The sequence below is a fragment of the Adlercreutzia rubneri genome (assembly GCF_009755265.1).
Lineage (GTDB): Bacteria > Actinomycetota > Coriobacteriia > Coriobacteriales > Eggerthellaceae > Adlercreutzia > Adlercreutzia rubneri.
Genome location: NZ_WPOO01000001.1, coordinates 156,410 through 177,095 on the forward strand (window position 1 = coordinate 156,410; position 20,686 = coordinate 177,095).

Sequence of the window (20,686 nt, forward strand, 5' to 3'; positions counted from 1 at the left end):
TTTGAAGACCATCACGTTCGCCGTGCCCTGCTACAACTCGACAGCCTATATGGATCATTGCGTGGAGACGCTGCTCGCCTGCGGCGAGGACATCGAGATCCTGCTCGTGGACGACGGGTCGACCAAGGACGACACGGCGGCCATTTGCGACCGCTGGCAGAACGAGCACCCCGACATTGTCCGCGCCATCCATCAGCCCAACAAGGGCCACGGCGGCGCGGTGAACACGGGGCTCGCGAACGCGAGCGGCTTCTACTTCAAGGTGGTCGACTCCGACGACTGGCTGGATCCCGCGGCGATGTTTCCGCTCATGGTGTATCTGCGCAGCCAGCTGGATGCGCCGGTGCCCTGCGACATGGTGGTGGCCAACTACGTCTACGACAAGGTGGACGAGGGGGAGCAGAAGGTCATGGGCTACGGCAACGTGCTGCCCGAGGGCTACGAGTTCGGCTGGGACGAGGTGGGAACCTTCCTGCCGAGTCAGTATTTGCTCATGCACTCGGTGTACTATCGCACCGAGATGCTGCGCAAAATGCACCTTGAGCTGCCCGAGCACACCTTCTACGTGGACAACATCTTCGTCTACGAGCCCTTGGTCTACGTGCGCACCATGCGCTACTTCAACGTGGACGCCTACCATTACTTCATCGGCCGCGAGGACCAGTCGGTCAACGAGAAGGTCATGATGGGCCGCATGGACCAGCAGCTGCGCGTCACACGGCAGATGATTGACAACGTGGACCCGCAGGCCGTGCGCAACCGCCATCTGCGCCACTACCTGCGCAACTACCTCTCCATGATGATGTGCATCTGCTCGGTGTTTCTGCGCATGCGCGGAGGCGAGACCGACGAGCAGGATCTGAAGGACATATGGGCCTATTTGAAGGAGCAAAACCCGTCGCTGTACCGCCGGGTCCGCTCCAACGCGCTGAATCTGGCCACGAATCTGCCCACGGAGGCCGGCGAGAAGATCGGACTCAAGGGCTACCAGATCGCCCAGAAAATCTTCAAGTTTAATTAACGTCGTGTGTTCGCGGTATAGAGCTCCAGAAGGCCGCGGAGGGCGAGGGTCTGGTCGACGGTGACGGCGTGCGCCATGAGCGCGGCGATGGTCTCGGCGTCTTGGCCCACGAGGATGACGGGGGTCGTGTAGCCGCAATCGGCCCAGATCATATCGATGAGGCCGTCGATGCGGGCCACCTCCCCCATGACGATGCCCGCCTGCATGGCCTCGACGGTGGTGCGGCCGAGCAGCGACTTGGGGGCTCGAAGCTCCACGGCGGCCAGCTGGGCGGCTCCGCGGGCCAGCGCCTGGGCGCCGAGCTTCATGCCCGGGGCGATGATGCCGCCGCGGAAGGCGCCCGCCTCGTCCAAAAGTTCGAAGGTGGTGGAGGTGCCCAGATCGATGACGAGGGCCGGGGCGCCGTAGGTGCTCTTGGCGCCCACCATCTCGGCGACGCGGTCGGCGCCCACGGCCGTGGGATCGGAGAAGTTCATCTTCAGCCCCGTCTTAAGACCTGGGCCTACGGTGAGCGGGCGCGCGTCCGTGAGGCGCCGCGCCGCATCGGACCACACGCCGGTGAGGGCAGGGATGACCGAGGCGATGATGGCCCCGTCGGCCAAAGGAGCGCTCTCGGGCAGGTCGATGGCGTCGGGCGCGTCCTTTTCGATGGGCGCGAGATTGCGGGCGAGGGCGTCGAAGAAGCCGAGAACGCAGGCCACGGCGCCGTCGGCTGTCTCGGCGGAATCTGTGGGAACGGCCCACTGGGAGACGAGTCGTCCATCAACTGCCAGCCCGATCCGCGTCCGCGTGTTCCGTATGTCGATCGCCAAAACCAGCGCCATAATCGCTCCTCTTTTCACTTGTTCCGCTCGTGTACTTTCCGCCAGTGATGTCTCGCGTGGCCCTGTTTTAGCGGAAATTTTTCGTTTTGGGGATGAGTGAATGCCACTTCGACCCCGAAATGGTAATCCACCCATGGCCATTTCGGGCCTCAAATGGCATTTCGTGCCATTACGGGCTTCAACTGGCATCCCGGGGTGCCAAAACGGGCTCGAAGTGGCATTTGCTCGTGAGTTTTCGAAAAACTCGAGAACATGATGGGCCCGCTGGTAGGGAGCTACTTGTAGTCCTCGACGTTTTTCGAGGAGGAGCCGGTGGTGTTGCCGGATTGGCGCAGCTCGAAGCCGAAGCGCACCGTGCCGTCGCCGAAACGCTCCTGCAAAGCGTCGGTGGCGGCCAGAAGGCTGCGGCGCTTCTCCTCGTCGCGGATGAGCGCCTCGCTTTCAACCGCGTCTGCGTTGTCATCGCCCCCAAGGACGGCAGCGTCGAAAAGCGTCTCCTGCACCGGGGCGCCGTCCTCTTCGAAATGGGTCACGGCCACACCGAGCAGGCGCACCTTCATGCCCGGAGCCCACAGCTCCTCCGCCAGGCGGTGCACCACCGGGGCGAACGCGATGTCATCGTCGGTGGGGGCGGCCAGCGAGCACTGGGCCGAGCGGGTCGTGCGGTTGTCGTAGCGCATCTTCACGGCCACGGTGCGTCCCTTGAGCCCCTTGCGACGCAGGCGCCTCCCCACCTTTGCCGCAATGGTGGAAAGCGCCGCTTCGATGTCCTCGCGCGTCTCCAGATCATGGGCGTAGGTTACCTCGTTGGAGACCGACTTCACCTCGTCGTCCTCGGCCACTTCCGACCGATCGCGCCCTAAGGCCCGGTCGCGCATCATCTCGCCGTTCTTCCCGAAGATCTTCCGCAGAAGGGCACCGTCGGCCCGGCCCATGGCTCCCAAGGTGCGCACGCCGTGGGAAAGGAGCGTCCTCTCGGCGGCTGCCCCCACGCCGGAGAGCGTGCGCACGGGCAGCTTTTCCAGGAAGGCCGCCTCCGTGCCGGGGAAAACCACGGTGAGTCCTCGGGGCTTGTCGCGGTCCGAGGCGATTTTCGCCACGGACTTGGAGGTGCCCACGCCGATGGAGCAGGTGACGCCGAGGGCGGCCACGCGCTCCTGGATGCGCTGGGCCACGAGAACCGGGTGCTCGGTGTTCACGGCAGTAGGGGTGACGTCTATAAAGGCCTCGTCGATGGAGACCTGTTGCACGTGGGGCGTCTCGTCTCGCAGGATGGCCATGATGGCGGCGGACACCTCGCGGTAGCGGTGGAAATGGCCATGCGTCCAAATGGCCTCGGGACACAGCGCTCGTGCTAGCGACGAGGCCATGGCGCTGCGCACTCCGAAGGCGCGGGCCTCGTAGGAGCAGGTGGAGACGACCCCGTGGGCGTCCGCATCGCCGCCGACGATGACGGGCTTGCCCCGCCAGGCCGGGTGGTCAAGCTGCTCGACGGAGGCGAAGAAGGCGTCCAGATCTACCAGCAGGATGGCCGGGCCCTCCCACGGCGGCAGGTAAGCGTCGCTATCGTTCACTGGCCAGGAAGAACAGGGCCATGGTGCCGGGGCCGGAATGGGCGCCGATGACCGGATCCACGTAGTTGATGAGGATGTCGGTGACGCCGAAGCGCTCTCTCACGAGGTCGGCCACGTACTCGGCGTCCTCGATGCAGTCGCCGTGGCTGATGAACACGGTCTGATCCGCCACGGGAGAGGTGGCCGTCTGCGCCATGTGATCGACCAGCGCCTTCAGCGACTTTTTGCGCCCGCGCACCTTCTCCAGCGGAATGAGGTGGCCCTCGTCGTCCACGTGCATGACCGGCTTGATGTTCAGAAGGGTGCCGGCCCAGGCGCTCGTGCGGGAGACGCGGCCGCCGCGGAATAGGAACATGAGGTCGTCCACGGTGAACCAGTGGGCCAGGTGCAGCTTGTTGGCCTCCGGCCAGTCGCGAACCTCGGTGATGGACGCACCCTCCTCGCGCATCTTGGCGGCGTACCAGACGAGCAGCCCTTCGCCCATGGAGGCGGCCAGGGTGTCCACCGCGAGCACCGTGCGGTCCGGGTAGGCGTCGGCCAGCTCGGCCAGCAGAAGGTCGATGGCCTGGTAGGTGCCGGAAAGCCCGCTGGAGAACCCGATGTAGAGCACATCCTGGCCCGAGGCAAGAAGCCCCTCCAGCAGCTCGCGGGAGTCCTTCAGATTCGGCAGCGACGTCGTGATGACCTTGCCCTCGCGCATCATGGTGTAGAACTGCTTAAGATCGGTCTTCTGCCCCTTGAGGTAACTGTGATGCTCCTCGCCATCCACCATGAACGTGAGCGGAAGGATATGCAGGTCGAACTGGTCGATAACCTCCTCAGTGAGATTGGAGGAGGAATCGGTGACGATGGCGAAGGCCATGGAGGGCTCCTTATCGGGTAGGGGGCTGCATTTTGCGGCACGCTGCTGCGCATCCGATATTCTAGCGCAAATCGGGCCCATTGCACCTGCTGCGGCTAATGAAGCCTTTCCTGAGAAAAAGTTGTAACCATTGTCCGCGTCGCGCCCCCTTGCCGTATACTTTGCAAGATACGCTCACAGGCGCCGCCGTCGCACTTCGACGGCCGTGATATAGAGGAACCCGAGACGTGGAAGAGGGACGAACTGTGTCGAACAGCTACAAGGACACCATGAACCTGCCCGAGACCGATTTCCCCATGCGGGGGAACCTGCCGGCCCGCGAGCCCGAGCGGCTCGCCCAGTGGCAGGAAATGGACATCTACCGCCGTGTGCTGGAGAAGAACGCCGACGGCAAGCCCTTCGTGCTGCACGACGGCCCTCCTTATGCCAACGGCCCCATTCACATCGGTCACGCCTTCAACAAGATCCTCAAGGACTTCGTCGTTAAAAGCCACGCCCAGCGCGGGTACTTCACCCCCTACATCCCCGGTTGGGACTGCCATGGACAGCCCATCGAGCATATGGTGGAAGTGACGCTCGGACCCGAGAAGATGGCCGAGATCTCCCAGGTGGAGCTGCGCCAGCGCTGCCGCGAGTGGGCGGAGAAGTACGTCGATATCCAGAGGAACGGCTTCAAGCGGCTTGGCGTGAACGCCGACTGGGAGCATCCCTACCTCACGTTCATTCCGAACTACGAGGCCGGCAACGTGGAGATCTTCAAGGATCTGTACCTGAAGGGCTCGGTCTACCGCGGCCGCAAGCCCATCCATTGGTGCACCCACTGCCACACGGCGCTCGCCGAGGCGGAGATCGAGTACGGCGACGAGGTGTCGCCCTCCATTTACGTGAAGTTCAAGCTGGATGCGATGCCCGGCGTGTTCGAGGCCTCCGGAGCCGAAGGCGCCGCCTATCTGCTCATCTGGACGACGACCCCCTGGACGCTTCCTGCGAACACGGCGGTGTCGCTGGCGCCCGACGCCGACTACGTCATGGTCACCGTCGGCGGCGACAACCTCATCATGGCCAAGGAGCTCGTGGAAACGGTGGCCGAGGTGGCCGGCTGGGAAGACTACGACTTCGTCCGCGGTGCCGACGGCGAGCCGGTGACGCTGACGGGCAAGCAGCTGTTCGGCCTCACCTACACCGCCCCCGTGCGCCGCGACATCAAGGGCACGGTCATCTACGGCGATCATGTCACCTTGGATACGGGCACCGGCGCCGTGCACACGGCCCCTGGCCACGGCCAGGACGACTACCTCGTCGCGCTCGAGTTCGACATTCCCATGCTCATGCCCGTGGACGACAACGGCGTGTTCACCGGCGAGGCGGGGCAGTTTGCCGGCCTTTCCACCGACGAGGCCAATCCCGTCATCATCGACTGGCTGCGCGAGCAGGGCACACTCGTGGCCGAGAAGAAGATCAACCACTCCTACCCGCACTGCTGGCGCTGCCACGAGCCGGTCATCTTCCGCGCCACGGACCAGTGGTTCGTCTCCATGGACAAGAACGCCCTGCGCGAGGACGCCCTGCGCGCCATCAACTCGGAGGTGGAGTGGATTCCCGCCTGGGCCAAGAACCGCATCGGCGCCATGGTGGCCGACCGTCCCGACTGGTGCATCTCGCGCCAGCGAAGCTGGGGCGTGCCCATTCCCGTGTTCAAGTGCGCCAAGTGCGGCAACACGGTGGCCACGGCCGAGACCTTCGACGCGGTGATCGAGCTGTTCAACACCAAGGGCGCCGACGCCTGGTTCACCGAGGCGCCAAGCGATTATCTGCCGCGCGGCACCAAGTGCGAGGTGTGCGGGGGTACCGAGCTTATCCCCGAGAAGGACATCCTGGACGTGTGGTGGGAGTCCGGCGTCTCGCACACGAGCGTCTGCCGCCACCGTGCCGAAGCTGATGGGCTCACCTTCCCGGCCGATATGTACCTGGAGGGCTCCGACCAGCACCGCGGCTGGTTCCAGTCGTCGCTGCTCACCTCCATCGGCGCCTACGGCGTGCCGCCGTACAGGTCGGTCATGCACTGCGGGTTCACCGTGGACGAAGAGGGTCGCAAGATGTCGAAGTCGCTCGGCAACGGCATCGATCCGGAGGAGATGTGCAGCAAGTTCGGCGCCGATGTGCTGCGCCTCTGGGTGTCCTCCTGCGATTACTCCCAGGACGTGTCCATCTCCGAGAACATCCTGAAGCAGGTCTCCGACGCCTACCGTCGCTTCCGCAACACCTTCCGCTTCCTGCTCGGCAACTTGAACGACTTCACGCCGGACGACTTCGTGGGGGACTGGGACGCGCTGGAGCCGCTCGACCAGTGGGCGATGGTGCGTCTCTCGCAGCTGCTCGCCGACGTGGAGGCCGCTTACGAGTCCTACCGCTTCAACAGCGTCTACCGGGCCCTGTACGATTATGTGAACGACATCTCCGCCGTGTACATGGACGTCACCAAGGATCGCCTGTACGCTGAGACGCCGGCTTCGCCGCGACGCCGGGCCGTGCAGACCGTGCTCATGAACATCCTGGAGGTGCTCGTGCGCGTCATGGCACCCATCCTGTCGTTCACCACCGACGAGGTGTGGGAGTGCTACCCGCCGGCCTTCAGGGACATCGAGGGCCGCGAGGCCTCGGTGCAGCTGGCCGGTTGGCCCACCGCGCGCGACTTCGTGCCCGCCCTTCCCGCCGACGCCGGCGCGCAAGTGGCTACCATGGAGGAGATGATGGCCGTCCGCGAGGTGGTCACCAAGGCGCTGGAAGAGGCCCGAAACGAGAAGATCATCGGCAAGAGCCAGGAGGCATCGCTTACCGTGACGGCGCCGGCGGCCCTCGTGGCCACGGCCGGCTCCTTCGACCCGTCGGTCTTCGAGGAGCTGTTCATAGTGGCCTCGGTGCAGTTTGTGGAAGGCGACGGCGACGAGATCACGGCGGCGGTCACGGTGGCCGAGGGCGAGAAGTGCCCGCGCTGCTGGAACATTCGCGAGCTCGGTGGCAACCCGCGTCATCCGGACGTGTGCGAGCGCTGCGGGGATGCGCTGGACGCCATCGAGGGCGGGGCCGAGTAAGTGGCCGCTCCCGAGACGTTAACCATCGAGAAAGAGCAAGGGGAGGCCTCTGCCGTGGAGGAGAGGCTTCCCAGCCGGCGCAAGCGCAACGCCGCCATCTTCGTTCCTCTTGCCGCTCTGTGGCTTGTCCTCGACATCGCCACGAAAGCTTACTTCAACAGCTTCTCCGTGGGCCAGGTGGTGGCCGGTCCCTTTCTTGGTCTGGTGCAGTTCCGCCTGGTGCACAACACCGGTGCCGCCTGGGGTATGTTCGATGAATCGACCTTCGCCCTCGGAGTGATGTCGGTGCTCGTCTGCGTCGCGCTCACGGTGTATTTGTTCACGGCCGGCAGGCGCGCCGGCGTTATGGAGACGGTGGGGATCGCGCTGATTGTGGCCGGCGGCTTGGGCAACGCGCTCGACCGCTTCACGTTGGGCTACGTGGTCGATTTCATCGACACGGTGTTTATCAGCTTCCCTACGTTCAACGTTGCCGACATCGGGGTTACCTGCGGGTTCGTGCTGTTCTTCGCGGGGATGCTCTGGTCCATGAGGAAGGATGCGCCCGCGAAGGAGGTCGCATCGGAGGAGAAGTAACCTGTTCGGGGGATGACCCTCTGGCAGGACGTCGATAGAATGGATGCCATGTCACGCTCGCTTTGCCATATCGTCGCCACCGAGGACGCCGGAAGCCGCTTGGATGCCCTGTGCGCTGCCCGGGGGCTCTACGCTTCCCGCTCGGCCGCCGCGCGCGCCATCGAGGAGGGCCGCGTCTTCGTGAACGGCGCCACGGTTTCTAAAAAGCATGCCGTGGCGGCGGGGGACACCATCGTCTACGAGGTGGACGACGAGCCGGAGTCCGTGGTGGTCTACGGCGAGCCCATCGACTTGGATGTGCGCTTCGAAGACGAGGACATGCTCGTGCTCTCGAAGCAGATCGGGCTCGTCTGCCACCCCTCCGTCGATCATGCCCACGGCACGCTGGTCAATGCGCTTATCTGGCACTGCGGCGAGGACAACCTCTGCAACGTGCAGGGCGAGGAGGCCGACCGGCTCGGCATCGTGCACCGGCTCGACCGCGACACCTCGGGCCTCATGCTGGCGGCTAAGACCGATGAGGCCGGGCGCGAACTTATGGCCCAAATTCAAGATCGCGCCGTCGACCGCCACTACATCGCGCTCGTTCACGGCATCATGGCCCACGACACCGGCATGATCGACGCGCCCATCGCGCGCTCCGCCGACGAGCGGTGCCGCATGGCCGTGCGCGACGTGCCGAGCGCCCGGGAGGCCATCACGACGTTTCGCGTGCTCGAGCGCTTCGAGGCCGGCCCCAAGGACGACGGCTACAGCCTCATCGAGTGCAAGCTTTTCACGGGCCGCACCCACCAGATCCGCGTGCACATGCAGTACACGCGCCATCCAATCGTGGGCGATCCGGTGTACAACGCCCACGGCCCCCGCGACGCCCGGGCCCAGCTGGGGCTGCGCCGCCAGTTCCTACACTCCTACAGCATCGCCTTCGAGCACCCGACGACCGGCGAGCCCATGGCCTTCGCCGACAATCTGCCGCGCGACCTGCAGGAAGCGCTCGATTCGCTGGCCGCGCGCTCGCTGGGAAAGACCGAGGCGGGGCGCGAGGTGGCCGAGCTCATGGCAACGTCGCCCGTCCCTTCCGTGGAAGGAGAGGTACCCGATGAGTAGGAAGCAGGCCGCCGCCCCGCGCAAGGTGGGCATCATCATTGCGAACACGGGAACGCCCGAGGCTCCCACGAGAAAGGCCGTGAAGAAGTACCTCTCGCAGTTCCTCATGGATCCGCGCATCTGCCCCATGCCGCGCCCGGTGTGGTGGACGCTGCTGCATACGACCATCCTGCGCAAGCGCTCGCGCGCCTCGGCGGAGAAGTACCAGAAGATCTGGACCGAAGAAGGTTCGCCTCTCGTTGCCATTACGGCTTCCCTGGAGCGCGGCCTGAACGACTACTATGCCGAGCAGGGGCTGCCCGTCGTCGTGCGCGCCGGCATGAGCTACGGAAAGCCCTCCCTCAAGCAGGCGGTGAAGGAGCTGAAGGAGGAGGGCTGCACCGAGCTTGTCGTTTTGCCCATGTACCCTCAGTCGGCGTTTTCCACCACCGGCTCGGTGAGCGACGGTGTGGCCAAGGCCGTGCGGCGGGCCCGGTTCAAGGGCGATGTGCGCCTTGTCGACGGCTACGGCGAGGATGCCACCTACGTCCGGGCTGTGGCCGCCTCCATCCGCAACGCGGGCTTTTCCGAAGAGTCGGGGGATCGGCTCCTGTTCTCGTTCCACTCCATCCCGTTGAAGGATATCGAGGCGGGGGATACCTACGAGCTGCAGACCGGGGCCACGAGTTTGGCCATAGCCGGAGAGTTAGGGCTTGACCGCCGGAGCTGGACCATCAGCTACCAGAGCCGCTTCGATAAGGGGCGCACGTGGCTTTCGCCCTTCACGCGCCCCACGCTCGTACGCTTGGCCCAGGCTGCCGAGCCGGGCAGCCGCCTGTACGTGGTGTGCCCGAATTTCGCGGTGGACTGCCTGGAGACGCTCTACGACGTGCCGCAGGAGCTGGAGCCCATCTACCGCGCGGCGCTCGCTGGCGAGCTGGTGGATGCCGACGAGGAGCCCGGCGCCTTGGAGAACACCGGCAAGCGGGCGGCTCACTGCGACGCGCACCTGGAAGCCCACCGCGACATCGCGAAGACCGTGCGCATGAAGCGCGCGGCGGAGGATTTTCGCCGCGGCGCCCACCGCCAGCTTGAGGCCGACGAGCCTTTCGTGTACGTTCCCTGCCTGAACAAATCCCGGGCGCACCTCAAGGTGCTCACTCATATCCTCGCTCCCTACGTGGGAGATGAGGCTTGAGCGCTTTGTAAGTCATAGCAGGAGGGCAAAGCGTGGATGATTACAGCGCGGGCGAAACCATAGGCTTCTCCGCTCAGCTTGCCGCAATTTATACGGAGCTATCGAGGTACAGCAGTCTGTTCTGCCGGGCTCGTTTCGGTCTGTCGGTGACAGAATACGAGCTGCTCTTATGTCTGTGGGAGGCCGAGACGCCCCTTGGCTTCAATCGGCTCTCCGACTTCCTCATGCTGAAAACGAGCACACTTTGGCATATGGTCCCCCCCGTTGATCGACCGGTCTCTTCTCGCGGCGGAAAGCAGCGATGAGGACAGGAGGCGGGCGAGACTCTCCCTTACCGAGAAGGGCCGCTTGCTGGCCGAGGAATGCTGCCGCGACCTCTTCGCCTTCTCGAAGGGGGTGGCGCAGGAGTCGTTGCCCGATGTCGAGTACAATCACTATCTCAGCACGGGCATAGGCGGCAACCTCGACATCCTGCGCGGGCATGAGGCTGATTTCGAGTTGAGGCGGGTGCCGGCAGACGGTCAGGGCGTCGAGTTCACCCTCTTCACGAGAGCCATCTTGGAGCGGTGGCGGAGCTGCGTGAGAAAAGAGTGCGGCTTGGCGTTCAACGAGTTCCGCGTGCTCCATGCGCTTTCCGGGGTTCCCAGTTTGCGCATACAGGATATATCAGACAGGCTCCTGTCGCCGCGCAGCCATGTGTCGCTGAGCAAGCGGCGGCTTTGCGAGGCGCACCTGGCAAAAGAGATGCCCAATCCCTTCGACAGTCGCTCGGTGCTGGTCGGCCTTACGGCCAAAGGCCAGCGAACGCTCGATCGGGCCTTGCCCGCTTTGGATGCCATTACGATTCCCGCGCACAACCCTGGCACAGATGAGGCGGTGATGATTCTGAGGGCATGGCACTCGCGGATGTACTACAACCTCAAGCGCAATCACGCTACATTACTTGAGTCGTTTTAACAAAAACCGTCATTATTAAAATCAAAAAAAGTTTTTGAACAGCCATAACTATTGAGCAAATGAGTGTCTATATTGACATTGTTTTTCGTTTTCCTCCTTCCTAGAATGCAACGAGTCAACAGAAGTTGGCGCATCTCGAAAGGAGCGGGAAATGGAGAAGGTAACGAGAAGGGCTTTTATTGGCGGTATGGGAGCCATCCTTGCCACGGGCGCCGTGGCGATGAGCGGCTGCGCGCCGAAGGACGATGGGAAGCAAGCCGAGCTTTCCGCCACGGGAAGCGACCAGTCGGAAGCGCCGGTGCCGGACGAGACGCTCGAATTTGACATTGCCGTTGTAGGCGCTGGCTGCTCAGGCCTTGCCGCTTGTGTTCAGGCAGCCGAATCGGGCGCATCGGTTATCTGCATCGAGGCGAAGAGCATCGCCGGCGGCGCAGCGGGCGGCGTCGAGGGCCTGTTCGCCGTGAATTCCCAGATTCAGAAAGATCAAAACATCACAGTGTCCATGGGCGAGATGATTCGTACCGAGCTTGAGCAGAACCAGTACCGCAACAGCGGCTTGGTGCTCCGAGATTTGGTGAAGGCATCGGGTGAGGATATCGACTGGCTTGTGTCCAAGGGCGTGCGCTTCGGCAAGGTCGACAACTATGTGGGCTTCCATCCGATTTTCCACTGGTTCGAGACCGGCACGGGCGCCGAGAGCTATATCGTGCCCATGAACGAGACGGCCGTCGGCGAAGGGGTGGAGTTCCTCTTCGACACCCATGCCGACGAGCTCATCTGCGATGAGGGCGGCTCTGTTGTCGGTCTGTTCGCGACGAAGGCCGACGGAACCGTTGTCCAGGTCAATACGCGCGCGGTTATCTTGGCCACGGGCGGCTACGCCGAGCGTCTCGATTTGCTCGCCGAGTTCGGGTACACCGAGGAGAACTGCATCCCCACGACCATGGGCTGCGACGGCTCGGGCCATGATATGGCCATCGCCGTTGGAGGCGCCAGCAATACTTCGAATATGGGCATGCTCGGCGGCACGACGGTCCCCGATCTGCCCGCGTTCTTCGAGGGCGGCTATTTCTGCTCGGTCATGAACTCCCTGGCCAACATTCCCTGGGTGCTGTGGGTGAACGAGCGGGGAGAGCGCTTCGTCAACGAGGACTTGTCCCTGGCGAACCATATGATTACGGCCAACCCCATCCGCATGTGCAAGCAGGCATTCATCCTCATGGACGAAGCCATGATGAACGACTATGTTGCCGGCGACGCTCAGGGACTCAAGGAGCTGGAGGACGGCCAGGCCAAGGGAATCATCTTCAAGGCGTCGAACTGGAAAGACCTTGCCTCGTCGATTGGAGCCGATGCCGAGATTCTCAGCGAGACGCTTGAGAGCTACAACGGTTGCTGCGAGGCCGGCGACGACTCCGATTTCGGCAAAGCCTCGGAGTTCATGCGCCCGCTCGCGATGGAGGGCACGGTGTATGCCGTAGAGATCAAGAGCAGCCTGGGAAAGACCATGGGGTCTTTGAAGACCGACCGCAACTTCAATGTGGTCGACGAGCAGGCAGAACCCATCGCCGGCCTCTATGCTGTTGGCGTCGAAGGCGCGATGATCTGGGCGAACGTCTATACGATGAACATCTCTGGATCGTGCGGCGCCCACAATATCTACTCGGGTCGCACGGCCGTTCTGCACGCGGTGGAGACGCGGCTGTAATCGCGCTCGGCAAGGTACCCTCCCTCTGAGAGGCGCTCTGCGGAGCGCCTCTTTTTACGGGCGCAAGCCGCCGGCATCGTAGCTGACAGCGTACATGTTGGTGATGGGCGGGTCGTTCACGTCGAGAATCTGCGATTTGGCGTTCATTCTTAGGCTGTCGACAGTGGTGAAGAAGCGCCCACCGCCAGCGCTCCGACGACGAGGCCTTCATCTACGTCCCCTGCCTGAACCGCAGCAAGGCCCACCTGAAGGTCCTCACCGCCGTGCTCGCCCCTTACGTGGGCGATGGGGAGTAGGGGGTTCCCGAAAAGGCGAGGCGCCGGAAACCTGAAGGCTCCCGGCGCAAGAGAAAGAGGTGGCGAAGCGAGCCGCTAGAGATCGGCGATAACGGCCTCCGCCATGAGGTATCCGTAGTTCATGGCGGCGTCGAATCCCATTGCGTAGGGTCGGCCGTCCTTCTCCTCGATGGAGCCGCACACGTCACCGGCGGCATACAGACCCGCTACGGGCTTTCCGTCTTCAGTGAGCACGTGCCCCGCAGTGTCGATGGCCAGTCCTCCGGTCGTCAGGTAGAAGGTGGGGATGCAACTGACGATCCAGATGCCGTTGTAGGTGTCGAGGTACGGGAGGTTCTTGCGCCCGAACTCGTCTTCCTCGCCGGCGAGGGCATGGGCGTTGTGGGCCTCGATGGTGGCCTCCAGTTGGGGCAGGTCGAGCGCCGCGGCCGCCTCTTCGACTGAGGCGAAGTGAACCATGTCCCCGCGTCGTTCGAGACACTTGTAAGTGTCCATGGCGTAGAGCTCATTCTTATTGGTGGTGATGCGCCCCGACTCATCGGTGATATAGAAGAAGGCGCCCCCGTTGGCCGCATCGCGCAAGCCACGTCCGAGCATCCCGTGGTTGTCGGACATCATGTTGCCGAACTGCGCTCCCGAGGCGTTCACGATAATGCCCGGTGTCGTCTGGTAGAGGAAGGCGATCTCGAAGTTGGAGCCTGCTTGGCTCGTCGTCGAGAGGAACGCGCCGAGCTCGCGGCCCATGCATTCCACGGCACCGCCGGCCTTCTGGCCCATGAGAATGCCCTCGCCGGTGGATCCCGGCGCGCAGTTGAACTTGTACTCGGCGTATTCGGGATAGTGCTCGGCGATCATCTCGGGATTCGCGGCGAATCCGCCGGTAGTGAGGCAGACGGCCTTCGCGGTCACCGTCCAGGTGGATCCGTCGCGCCCTTCAGCCAGAAGGCCGGTCACGCGCCCGTCCGAATCCTGCGAGAGCTCAGTGACCTTGGTAGCATAGATGATCTGGCCGCCAAGCGCGCCCACTCGGTCGACGAGGAAGTCCTTGGCGTATCCGCAGCCGCCCATATAGCAGCCGGGGGCGAGATAGGGAGTTACGCCGTAGGCTGGGTTTACGCCGAGGCTGTAGAAGCCAACGCCCATGCCATGCAGCCAGTCCACAAGCTTTCCGGAATTGTCGTACATCGCGGTCTGATAGGGCATCGCGCCATCGAAACGGTCGTTCTCGGGCACGAGGTACTTGCTCATGATCGCCAACATGCCTGCCTTGCTGAACATGGGGTTCTCGTCGTGCCGTCCGACTGCGTAGTTCGCCTGCAGCTCCGATTCCGCAGCCGCCACGCCCGAGTAGGTCATCGGCATCGAGCCGCCCGCGATGTCCTGCTTCTCGAAGAGGACGACCGACTTGCCGGCTTCCAGGAGACGGACGGCGGCGATGAGTCCTGCGGTGCCGGCCCCCGCAAGCGCAACATCCACCTCGACGGCTTGGTCGGTCCCGCCGCTCGACTCTGCGGCTCCCAGGCTGAAGGTCGCCAGGTCGCCGCCGGCGTTCATGATTGCATCCGAGACGGCGTTCCTGACGGCGATGGAAGTGGTCGTCGCGCCCGAGACGACATCAACGTCGAGATTTTTCGCCTCGAGGATTCGCGCCGCCATCATGGGGGCCGCCGTCGTGCCGATGCCAATGGTGTCGTCGCATCGCAGCACGCGAATCGAGGCGAGGTCTCCGTTGGCCACAACTACCTCGGCAATCAGCTCGTCGTCGTGGCCCATGGCCGTGCCGATCCATTTGCCGTCAGTGAAGATTTCGGGGATCCCTTTCTCGGCGCCGGTGTCCGGCATGGCTCCTTGATCAGATGGCGTCTGCTTTGGGGCGGAGCATCCGGCCAGCCCTCCGACGGCGGCGGCTCCACCGAGAGCCAAGGACCCCATGATAAAGTCCCTGCGATTGAGCTTCATAAGCGCATTCCCTCCTTTTGGGATTGTTGGTGCCGCGACTCAGTGCTTGCGCGGCGTGGACCTTTGGAAGTATGGAACGCAATCGCGGCGGCCGCGACCCCGAAAATCGGTGCATTTCTTGCGAGCGATACGCCCGCCCGTATGACCGAAAATTGGGTATCTTTTCGAATAAGGCCTGATCGGCTGTATGCAGTATTCGAGTTTGTAAAAAATGAGGCATTCGGGTTATGGGCGAGCATGTGCGAGCAGTAGAATAGTCCAAATTGCGAAAGGGGAGGTGTCGATGGCCGACGGGCTGGCGAAAACATTGGCAGGAGTGCTCGGCTTCGGTCTCTGCAAGACGGCGCTTGGCGTGGCTTATTTGACGGCGATGGGGTCGGTGTTTTCCAATGTCGGTTTTATCTCGGAGCTGAGCTTTATGACCCCCATGCTCGTCGCCTCGCTTGCCACGGCGTCTCTGATCGTGCTCGGGGCGCGCAGAGGGCGTCTTTCGCCTGGATCACTCAAGCAATATCCTGCCGTGCTCGCGCTGTCCCTAGGGTTTCTCTTTGGTGGTGCGAATTTGCTCCCTGGTCTTCCCGAGGATGCTCTCGCTCTTGTCTGCGGCTTACTCTGCGGCTTCTCCTCTACGGTTCTCAATATCGTGTGGCTCGATGTGCTCTCCGCTGAACGAGATGTGGCCGCGCCGACCATCCAGATCATCGGTGCCCTCATCGTCCAGTGCGTCCTCATTCCCCTGGCAGTCGGTGTCGATCGCTTTTGGGCTTTCGGGGCGCCGATCGTGGCAGTGTGCCTCTCGGCCCTGCTGCTCGCCTACAAGAAGCGCGGTATGGTCTTTCCTGCGAGGAACATTCTCGCGCCCGCCGATTCGCCAAAGCGACGCGATCTGGCTCTCGCGTACCTTTGCGTATTTGTCCTTGTGGGGGTCGTCGGTATTTTGCATACCGCCGTGCTCGGCTCGCAATCGGAGCATTTGGTCGGCGATGTGAATATGTGGGTGCCGCTTGCCGTCGCGACGCTCGTCACGCTGCTCATGGCGATCGTCGCCCTCAGGCGTCCCCATCCGACGTCGGTGTATCGGGTTTGTCTGCCGTTGCTGCTTGTGGTTTTGTCGCTTCTGCCCTTTTTCGGAGATGCGCTGGGAGGACTTGTCGGTCTTATCGTGATCGTCTGCTACGACGTCTGCGGCATGGTGTTCTTACTCTACATCGTCGACTGTTCGCGCCGCCTCGATCTTTCTGCCTACCTTCTCGCGGGTGCTTATTTGGGAGGTTCGGCTCTTTCCCTCCTTGCGGGCCTAGGCATTGGCAGCGTATTGCGAGCTCTGAGTGTTGATTACGGCCTTTCCTTGCTCACTCTCCTTGCCTTTGCGGCCATCTATCCGTTGGCTGGTGTCTTCATGTTCGGGCTTCGGAAGATTCAGCGCCGGTCGACGACTGATGCGGATGAGAGTGCGCGGAGTGGGGTCGATGTTCGAGAGGACGCTTCGAAGTGCGAGAGCAAGCACGAAGCGAATGCTTTTACCCAGGGTTCCGCCGAAGAAATCCAAAACGAGCTGAGAGTGATCGACGATATTCTAGAGAGCGGCGTTGAGGTAATTGCCGGCGAAAATGGACTCACGCGGCGCGAGAGGGAGATCTTGGGCTATTTGGCCCGTGGACGCTCGGCGCGCTACATCGCAGAGGATCTCGTGATTTCCGAAAACACCGTCTGGGCCCATGTTAAGCGCATCTATGCAAAGACGGGCGTCCATACTAAGCAAGAGCTTATGAGCTCTGTTGAGCAGGCGGCCCTGAGAAAGCGGCAGCAATGACGCGACAGTCGTGACGGTTGGTCCGATTGCGGTGTCCGCTGAGCTCGTCCCTTGCGTGGTCAATGCGGAATAGGACAGGACTGCGCCGCTCGCGCTTGTAAGTTAGGTTGTTCGCCCGGAAGACAATTCTGGATTGGCCGGTAGTGGTGCCCTCGTTTGGAAAATGTGCTTTTTTGGACTGAATTCTGCATGAGCCCGAGTCTTGCACTCAAAAAAGCACATATTCCAAATCGGCGTTTCCAGAAAAGCACATATTCCAGATTGAAGCGGATGGTTATCGGCTCGCATTTCAATATCGAGAGATTTCATAGGATGTTGAACTGGTATTTTCTCGGAATACCCTTCAAGCTATCCCAGCAAAGGTCGAGAGCGACTTGGAAAATGTGCTTTTTTGAAAGGCCGCGTAGCTTCCCCGGAGCAGAGCTTCCAGAAAAGCACATTTTCCAAATGTAATACGCCGCCGCTCACCCAGACTGCAGCATGGCAGGGTCGCTTGGGCAGAAACAAAGAGAAAGGCTCTACGAAGAGAGCCTTTCTAGCTGGAATGCCGCAGCCGCAGGGAGGGGGAGGCCGCAGCGGAGTAAGCGGTTTCGCGCGCGGGCGCTTAGGCCTCGGCGAGTTCGTGGCCGAGCAGGTAACCGAAGGTAATGCAGCGGCCGTGGGAGTTGCCGGCGACGTTGATGGGGTAGTCCACCGCGGTGATGTCGCCCATGATGTTGCCGAGCACGTAGAGGCCCTCGATGACCTCGCCGTTCTCATCAAGGCACTGGAAGTCATTGTTGCACTTCAGGCCACCGCAGACGGCGAGCAGCGCCGGACCGACCTTCAGGGCGTAGAAGGGGCCCTGCTTCACGGGCGTGAGGAATACGGGCTTCTTGTAGTAGTCGGTGTTCTCGCACATGAAGCGCTCGCCGTTGTCGTTTACAAAGAGGAACGGGCCGTGGAGTCAGCAGAAGGCCTGAGGATGCGCGCGCAGGAAACGGTCGGCCGAAATTACGACCTCGCGCGGTTGCATCGCGAGTTTGTGCGTTCCGCATACCCTTAGGACAAAGGTCGGTTATTGGCCCTGTGGGAGTGCTAAAATCCTCCTTACGCTTGAATAGACCCAGGAGGTATCGATGCTCTCAGAGCGCATGCTCACCACCGTCGTCCGCGCCATGACCGACAAGACCCTGACGCTGCACCCCGTGCCCGAAGGCGCGCTTCCCGACCCCGTGGAGGGGCGCCCCTACACCCTCTACGTGCACGTTCCCTTCTGCGAGCGGCTGTGCCCCTACTGCTCCTTCAACCGCTTTCCCTACCGGGAGCAGCGCGCTCGCGACTACTTCCAGGCCCTGCGCCAGGAGATGCGGATGCTCGCCGATCAGGGTTACGACTTCGAGAGCGTGTATGTGGGCGGCGGCACGCCGACGGTGGACATCGACGAGCTGTGCGAGACCATTGATTTGGCCCGCGACCTCTTCCACGTGAAGGAGGTCAACTCGGAGACGAACCCGAACCATCTTATCCCGGAGTATCTGGATAAGCTCAAGGGCCGCATCCAGCGCCTGTCGGTGGGCGTGCAGTCCTTCGACGACAGGCTTCTGCGTCAGATGGACCGCTACGAGAAGTACGGGAGCGGGGAAGAGATCTTCGAGCGCATCGGCCAGGCGGCCCCGTACTTCGAGTCGCTGAACGTGGACATGATCTTCAACTTCCCCACGCAGACCGAGGACATCCTCATTTCCGACTGCGAGAAGATCGCTCTGTGCGGCTGCCATCAGACGACGTTCTCGCCGCTGTACCAGTCCCATGCCACCACGCGCAAAATGGAGCAAGTGCTGGGAAAGATGGACTACGACAAGGAGCGGCGCTTCTATCATATCTTGGACGAGATTCTGGCCGGGGGAGAGAACCCCTTCTTCGAGCGGCGCACGTTGTGGACGTTCAACCGTCTCGACGAGAATCACGAGCGCAAACAGCATTTGGAAGTGGACGAGTACGCCGTGTCCTATGAGGAGTGCGTGGGCATAGGCTCCGGCTCCATCACGCATCTGGGTGACAACCTGTTCGTGAACACGTTTAATCTGGAAGAGTGCGGCGAGCTGGTGCGCGCCGGCGCGACGCCGCTGCTCGGCAAGACCGATCTGCCACGCCGTGACCTCATGCGCTACAAGTTTTTGCTGCAGTTGTACAGCCTGCGCTTCGACAAGCACGAATTCGAGCGCGATTTCGGCGTGTCCGTGGAGCGCGGGCTGCCCGTTGAGATGGCCTTCATGCGGGCCAATGGCGCGTTTGCCACCGACAACGCCGACGAGCTGACCCTCACCCCGGCCGGCCGCTACCTCACCGTGGTGCTGTACCGCCAGTACCTCGCCGGTCTGAACAACCTGCGCGAGCAGGCCCGCGCCAAGCTCCCCGGCGACGAGCGCGACCTCCTGTTCGGCGACGGCACGGAGAAGTAGCGCAGCGCACGGCGGAGGGCACTTTTAACGAAGGTGGACAAAATGACGTCGAGTGAGTTCTCTGGAGTTCGGATGTGCGCCGTATGGCGGCTTGTTGCTTTCATTTTATGCGCAAGACGTTAAAATGTTGCTCAGTTTGGGTCGCGAAAGACCTCTTCTCAGCTCACTGGACGCAATTTTGTCCATTTCTGGCGTAAATACTCTCCAAGGGGCACGCATCATTCGCCACCGCACAGGGCTATGAGCTCCTTGCGGGAGTGCACGCCGCACTTTACGTAGATGTGCTGGATGTGGGCCTTCAGCGTGCCGGAGGCGATGAACAGCTCCCGCTCGATCTGCTGGTTGGTCTTGCCGCCCGCGATGAGGCGGCATATCTCGTCCTCGCGGGGGCTCAAATGACAGGAGGCCGACACCGCGTCGCAGCGCTCGGCGATAGTCTCGGCCCGCAGGCTCTCCTTGGCGAGATTATCGGTCTCCAGAAGCCGGATGCCCCAGCGGCTGGCCAGGTCCTTCTCCGACAGCAGCATGAGCGTGCTCGCCAGCACCAGCATGACCACGGCCACGGTGATGGCGATGTTCTGGGTCGTCGGAGCGAGGCCCAAGGCGCCTAAGAGCTCGGCCACGTTGCCACCCCACAGCGTGAACAGCGAGTTCACGCGTACAACGCCCGTGAGTGCGATGATGGCGATGCCCATGCGCTTGGACAGGTCGTAGAACAGAAGGGCGATGAGCAGCGACATGAGGGACATGCCCATGGAGATGAGGTAGCCCGCCGCCGTGGTGCCGAGGATGCCCTCGGCGGGAATGAGCAGGAGCCCGCATACCATGAGCAGAAGCGGCGAGCGGAACAGGGCGCTCACCGAGAAGCGGTCCGAGAAGAAGTACACGACAATGAAGAACCCGCCCATGACAATGGCGGTCGACAGCGACGAGTGCACCCCGGCGCCGGCGGGCAGCTGGGCTGAGCGCAGCCCGTAGGCGAAGGCGTAGATGCACAGCACTGCGAGCGGCTTTACGGGGAACGAGAACTTGGGGTAGGCCCGCGGCGTCGTCTCCCGCTCGGGCAGCGCTCGGAACGCGAGGGCGAGGCTGCCCACGGCGACAAGCGGCAGGAGCACGAGCACGACGGCGAAGCGATCGCCTGAAAGTCCCTGGCAGAGGTAGACGAGCGGCACGGCGATGAAGCGGGAGGCGGGCGAGCAGGGTGGCGGCGATGCCGAAGCCCGCGTACAAGTAGTCGAACAGGACATGGGGATCGAAGGGGACGGCCAGCCCC

At 62.7% G+C, this 20,686-nt stretch carries 16 protein-coding genes; 10 read left to right on the forward strand and 6 right to left on the reverse strand.

All coding sequences use genetic code 11. The features are described 5' to 3' along the window. The first annotated feature begins 1 nt into the window (after position 1). Positions 2-1,021 (forward strand): glycosyltransferase family 2 protein, encoded by a 1,020-nt coding sequence (locus tag GO707_RS00690; RefSeq protein WP_114539097.1) that lies wholly within the window; start codon positions 2-4, stop codon positions 1,019-1,021. On the opposite strand, the gene GO707_RS00695 is transcribed toward GO707_RS00690, so the two are convergent. From GO707_RS00695 to GO707_RS00705, 3 genes are all read right to left on the reverse strand, one after another. After that, the gene (locus tag GO707_RS00695) at positions 1,018-1,845 is read right to left on the reverse strand and encodes a type III pantothenate kinase (RefSeq protein WP_157011563.1); all 828 of its coding nucleotides are present in this window, start codon (positions 1,843-1,845) and stop codon (positions 1,018-1,020) included. The two genes, GO707_RS00690 and GO707_RS00695, sit on opposite strands and share 4 nt — an antisense overlap. Positions 1,846-2,120: 275 nt before the next feature. Beyond that, positions 2,121-3,419, reverse strand: a complete 1,299-nt coding sequence (gene dinB, locus GO707_RS00700; protein WP_335878655.1) for a DNA polymerase IV — start codon at positions 3,417-3,419, stop codon at positions 2,121-2,123. Next, positions 3,409-4,281 (reverse strand): DegV family protein, encoded by an 873-nt coding sequence (locus GO707_RS00705; RefSeq protein WP_157011565.1) that lies wholly within the window; start codon positions 4,279-4,281, stop codon positions 3,409-3,411. Before GO707_RS00705 ends, dinB begins: the two co-directional genes overlap by 11 nt. A gap of 245 nt (positions 4,282-4,526) precedes the next feature. Between GO707_RS00705 and ileS the strand changes: the two genes are divergently transcribed. From ileS to GO707_RS00735, 7 genes are all read left to right on the forward strand, one after another. Continuing rightward, positions 4,527-7,373 (forward strand): isoleucine--tRNA ligase, encoded by a 2,847-nt coding sequence (ileS, locus tag GO707_RS00710; RefSeq protein WP_270358049.1) that lies wholly within the window; start codon positions 4,527-4,529, stop codon positions 7,371-7,373. Further along, on the forward strand, positions 7,374-7,949 hold the full coding sequence (gene lspA, locus GO707_RS00715; protein WP_302404576.1) for a signal peptidase II: 576 nt from the start codon (positions 7,374-7,376) through the stop codon (positions 7,947-7,949). Between the two features lie 48 nt (positions 7,950-7,997). Beyond that, on the forward strand, positions 7,998-9,056 hold the full coding sequence (locus tag GO707_RS00720) for an RluA family pseudouridine synthase (RefSeq protein WP_117284617.1): 1,059 nt from the start codon (positions 7,998-8,000) through the stop codon (positions 9,054-9,056). Next, positions 9,049-10,233 carry a ferrochelatase gene (gene hemH, locus GO707_RS00725; RefSeq protein WP_157011567.1) on the forward strand — a complete coding sequence of 395 codons (1,185 nt, stop codon included), beginning with the start codon at positions 9,049-9,051 and terminating at the stop codon, positions 10,231-10,233. The genes GO707_RS00720 and hemH overlap by 8 nt, the downstream gene beginning before the upstream one ends. Before the next feature lie 32 nt (positions 10,234-10,265). Continuing rightward, positions 10,266-10,538, forward strand: coding sequence for a MarR family winged helix-turn-helix transcriptional regulator (locus GO707_RS11980; protein WP_198160960.1), 273 nt, complete (start codon positions 10,266-10,268; stop codon positions 10,536-10,538). Between the two features lie 43 nt (positions 10,539-10,581). Next, positions 10,582-11,190 (forward strand): MarR family winged helix-turn-helix transcriptional regulator, encoded by a 609-nt coding sequence (locus tag GO707_RS00730; protein WP_198160961.1) that lies wholly within the window; start codon positions 10,582-10,584, stop codon positions 11,188-11,190. A 151-nt stretch (positions 11,191-11,341) separates the two neighbouring features. Then, a complete protein-coding gene (locus GO707_RS00735; RefSeq protein ID WP_157011571.1) occupies positions 11,342-12,898 on the forward strand; it encodes an FAD-dependent oxidoreductase in 1,557 nt (518 codons plus the stop codon). 371 nt (positions 12,899-13,269) lie between these two features. On the opposite strand, the gene GO707_RS00740 is transcribed toward GO707_RS00735, so the two are convergent. Then, positions 13,270-15,036, reverse strand: a complete 1,767-nt coding sequence (locus GO707_RS00740; RefSeq protein WP_232325475.1) for an FAD-binding protein — start codon at positions 15,034-15,036, stop codon at positions 13,270-13,272. Positions 15,037-15,436: 400 nt separating this feature from the next. Between GO707_RS00740 and GO707_RS00745 the strand changes: the two genes are divergently transcribed. Continuing rightward, on the forward strand, positions 15,437-16,966 hold the full coding sequence (locus GO707_RS00745) for a helix-turn-helix transcriptional regulator (RefSeq protein WP_157011575.1): 1,530 nt from the start codon (positions 15,437-15,439) through the stop codon (positions 16,964-16,966). 604 nt (positions 16,967-17,570) lie between these two features. Here GO707_RS00745 and GO707_RS00750 read toward each other — a convergent pair. Then, positions 17,571-17,867, reverse strand: coding sequence for an FAD-binding protein (locus GO707_RS00750; RefSeq protein ID WP_232325476.1), 297 nt, complete (start codon positions 17,865-17,867; stop codon positions 17,571-17,573). Positions 17,868-18,084: 217 nt separating this feature from the next. On the opposite strand from GO707_RS00750, the gene GO707_RS00755 reads away from it, so the two are divergent. Beyond that, on the forward strand, positions 18,085-19,410 hold the full coding sequence (locus tag GO707_RS00755) for a coproporphyrinogen III oxidase family protein (protein ID WP_157011577.1): 1,326 nt from the start codon (positions 18,085-18,087) through the stop codon (positions 19,408-19,410). A gap of 218 nt (positions 19,411-19,628) precedes the next feature. On the opposite strand, the gene GO707_RS00760 is transcribed toward GO707_RS00755, so the two are convergent. Beyond that, entirely contained in the window at positions 19,629-20,660 is a 1,032-nt protein-coding gene (locus tag GO707_RS00760; RefSeq protein WP_157011578.1) for a helix-turn-helix transcriptional regulator, read from the reverse strand. Between the last annotated feature and the right edge of the window lie 26 nt (positions 20,661-20,686).